This is a genomic window from Protofrankia sp. Cj5, assembly GCF_917627405.1.
Taxonomy (GTDB): Bacteria; Actinomycetota; Actinomycetes; order Frankiales; family Frankiaceae; genus Protofrankia.
The window spans coordinates 1-3,312 of record NZ_CAKJTO010000207.1; the positions used below are offsets into that span (position 1 = coordinate 1).

Sequence of the window (3,312 nt, forward strand, 5' to 3'; positions counted from 1 at the left end):
ACTGAGGCTGCGGATGCCGGCACCGAGGGTGAACAGCATCGCGCCGACGCTGTCGTGCAGCTCGAGGGCAAGCCGGCGGCGTTCCTCGTGAGCGGCGACGTCGGCCGCGTGCTGGGTGCGCTCCGCGACGATCTGGGCTGTCGCCATCCGGGCCGCCATCCGCTCGAGAGCTTGCACGCTGCGGTCACCGAACTGTGTCCAGCTGCGGTTGGCGCCGTAGAGGACACCGAGTACCCGGCCATCGTGCATGATCGGCACCGCGATCATCGCCTTGATGCCCTCGGCCGCGGCCTGTGGTGCGAAGTCGTGCGTGATCTCGGAGGACCCATAGTAGTCGCTGACCCACAGCGGGCGGCGAGCGGTCAGGACCTTGCCGCCCAGCCCGGCCCCGACCGGCACGACGATGCCGTTCAGCACCTCGGTTGCCATGTTGACGCCGCGACCGAGCACGATCTGGTCGACGCCGGCCGGCTCACCGACCCACGCCATGTCAACCCCGGCCGACTCCGGGGCGCCGACGACCATGCGCTCGATCGCCGCGGAGCGATCGAGCAGCGCGAGGACCGCACCGTACTCCTCGTCGAGGCTGAGCAGCACATCAGGCACTGGCCCGGCATGCCTGCGACGCCCCGCCTCACGTACTTCGGCAGGCCTCGGCCACCGCGGCCCCCCGCCACTCATCGCCTCCTCGATGTCTGTCTCTATACGTCCGAGTTTCCTCATGTAGGGGTCCTCCTGGCTGTCAGGTTCAGTCCGGCGACGGCAGGTCGAGGCCCGTCAGCAAGACGGATGGCGACCTGCCCCCCGAGTCGGGTCAGGGCCCGTTCGGCCGTCCCGGCGGGCTGGCGCCCGTAGCGCATCGATCACGCATTGCCGCCCGAATCCTCAGCGGCAGAGCGGCGGCCACCTCACCAGCGCCGCTCACCACACAGAACCGCCCCCACGCCGAATCGCCGTCAGCGCCCATCGAAGACCTGTGGTGTACGCGGGGACGGTACGGCAGTCGCGGTACTGCTCGGTGGGCTGCCGCACCCAGGCAAGGAAGGCATGCCGGTATGGCCGCGCCAATAACGGCCAAGCCGTGCTCAGTACGAAGCATCGCCGTAACATTACCGGCCCTCTGCTCACCATCCAGGCTGATTGCCATATCTCGTGACGTATTGCCCGGCTCGGGACGCGACACTCTGCCCGCTCCGAGACATTCGCGGCATCAGCACGCTCCAGAAGCTGGGCATACGCATATCGATGCCGATTGATCATAGTACAAAGATCTACAGCATGACAGCGCTCCCGCCGGCTGACCACCCGACCGGCGGGAACTCGGGCGCTCGAGGGCCCGCTGAGCTCAACGCCTGGCCGCCCGGCTCACCCCGAGCATGACGGCGGTGACAGCAACGCATCCACTCTCGCCGACGTTCGTACCTACCGCTGAGCGCCGGCCACCTCGACCTCACGCCAGCGCATGGTCGACATGATCGCGTCGAACAAGACGACCAGCGCGTCCGCGAACGGGCTGCGCGGGTCACCGTCAGCGAGTGTCGTGAACGTGGTGACCGCCCAGCATCCGGCGACGTCGGGATGGGGCAGGTAGTAGGCCACCCGCCGGGTCGGACCGTCGTAGGAACCGCCTGGTCCCTGCTCGCTGACGACGCTTTCCACCCGCACGGCCGGGCCATCGCCGATCTCGTGGAAGGAGCCGTCCGCTCCGGCGTCGGCCAACAGCCCGGCCAGCAGCTGCTCCGCGTCCTTGACGTCGGGGTCGTCGACCACGGCGGTACAGAACGAGGCGGGAATGACGACGCCGTCCATCGGGGCGATCGGCAGCCCCACCGACCGGGCGCCCGTCTCCCGGGCCTCGTCCACGGCGTGCGTGAGGTGGCGGCGCAGCTCCCGCCGCCACGGCTCGACGCTGTCACGCGGCAGGTCACTTGGCAGTACCAGCATGATGATCTTTTCGATCGCCGCGTCGGTCTGAGCCCGCTGGTGATCCTGCGTGGACAGGATGACCCATCCCTCTGGAAGCATCAGCTCGAAGTCCAGGACGGTCATCAGTTCTCCACCAGTTCGGTCGGCCGGTTGTCCGGTGTCCCGTCCGGAGGTGCCGGCGCTCCGGCGTCGGCCATCTGCCGCATCAGCAGATCCACCCCCGAGCCGGCGAGAGCGGCCAGGGACATGTCCCAGATCCGTGTGGTGAGCAGGAAGTCGGAGCTCATCGCGGGGCCGTCCGCCGTAGCGGGCCACTCGATGCGGATCGCGGCCCGGATGAGAACGTTGACCCGGTCCGCCGGGCCGCGTTCGGCCCGCACGACCCGCAGGCCGTCACCGAAGGCGGTCGACAGATAGGTGACGTTCGGGGCGACGCCGTCGATCAGGGTCCTGGCGCCGACCAGATCGAGGAGATAGTCGGGGTTGCCGACCACATTGCCGAGCCGCTCGACAACGACCTGGACCGGCCACCATCGTGGCCCGTCGGCGTCGAACCCGACCCCCCAGACCAGCCGCCCGCCAGCCGGCAGTTCGCCAGCGCGGCCATACAGATCCTGGGCTAGCAGGCTTCCGGTCGTGCCCGCGCCACTGCCGGCATCGTCATCATCGTTGGCTTGCTCACCGCCGGTTTCCTCAGCGGTGGGCAAGGCCTGGCGCCGCTCAGCCAGCCAGCGGTCGAAGACGGCTGCCGTCGCCGTCAGCCACCTGGCCTCCGCAGCGAGATCCTCTCCGGGCGTAGGCACCCAGAACCACTGCCAGGGTACCTCGATGATGTCGTCGTCCGTCCCGGTCATCCGCTCGCTCCTGTCCTGTGCCACCACGCGGTGTCCCGACGGGTTTCCGTGGCTGCCGCCGCTGTCTGGCTGTCTGGGTGTCTAGGTGTCCACGCCCGGGAGGTGGTGGGTGTCGCCGGGGATGAAGGGGACCGGCTGGCCGGCCAGACCGAGCCCGAATGTCGCATAGCCGAGGAAGGTGGACCCACCGGCCAAGGCGTAGAACCAGGCAGACGGGGCGGCGATGCCGGCGCCGGGGATCCGGCCCGCGACGTTCCCCATCGCACGCAGGGCCGCGACGATGTCGACGCCCGCGAAGAGCTTTGGGTAGCTCGACAGGAAGGTGCCGTTCTTCAGCAGGGTGAAGATGTTGTTGTCGCGCATCTGCCGGCCGACGGATGCCAGGTAGCCCGGCTGGCTGAACTGCCACCACTGCGGCTCCTCTGGCAGCAGCCCACCGGCGGTGCGTCCCTCGGCGTTGGCCGCGGCCAGCGCGGCGTTGCGGTCGGCGAGTAGCTGCTCCGCGGTCCTGGTGGTGCCACCAGCCATGTAG

4 protein-coding genes are annotated in these 3,312 nt (G+C 69.1%); all 4 read right to left on the minus strand.

Going from position 1 to position 3,312, the window contains the following annotated elements; translation table 11 throughout:
- Positions 1-723: GAF domain-containing protein (locus tag MJ777_RS22580; RefSeq protein ID WP_239377728.1), on the minus strand; the 723-nt coding region annotated here is incomplete at its 3' end.
- A 699-nt stretch (positions 724-1,422) separates the two neighbouring features.
- A complete protein-coding gene (locus tag MJ777_RS22585) occupies positions 1,423-2,049 on the minus strand; it encodes a hypothetical protein (RefSeq protein WP_239377729.1) in 627 nt (208 codons plus the stop codon).
- On the minus strand, positions 2,049-2,780 hold the full coding sequence (locus MJ777_RS22590) for a hypothetical protein (protein ID WP_239377731.1): 732 nt from the start codon (positions 2,778-2,780) through the stop codon (positions 2,049-2,051). The genes MJ777_RS22585 and MJ777_RS22590 overlap by 1 nt, the downstream gene beginning before the upstream one ends.
- A gap of 81 nt (positions 2,781-2,861) precedes the next feature.
- A partial coding sequence (locus tag MJ777_RS22595; protein WP_239377732.1) for a hypothetical protein occupies positions 2,862-3,312 on the minus strand: 451 nt, incomplete at its 5' end.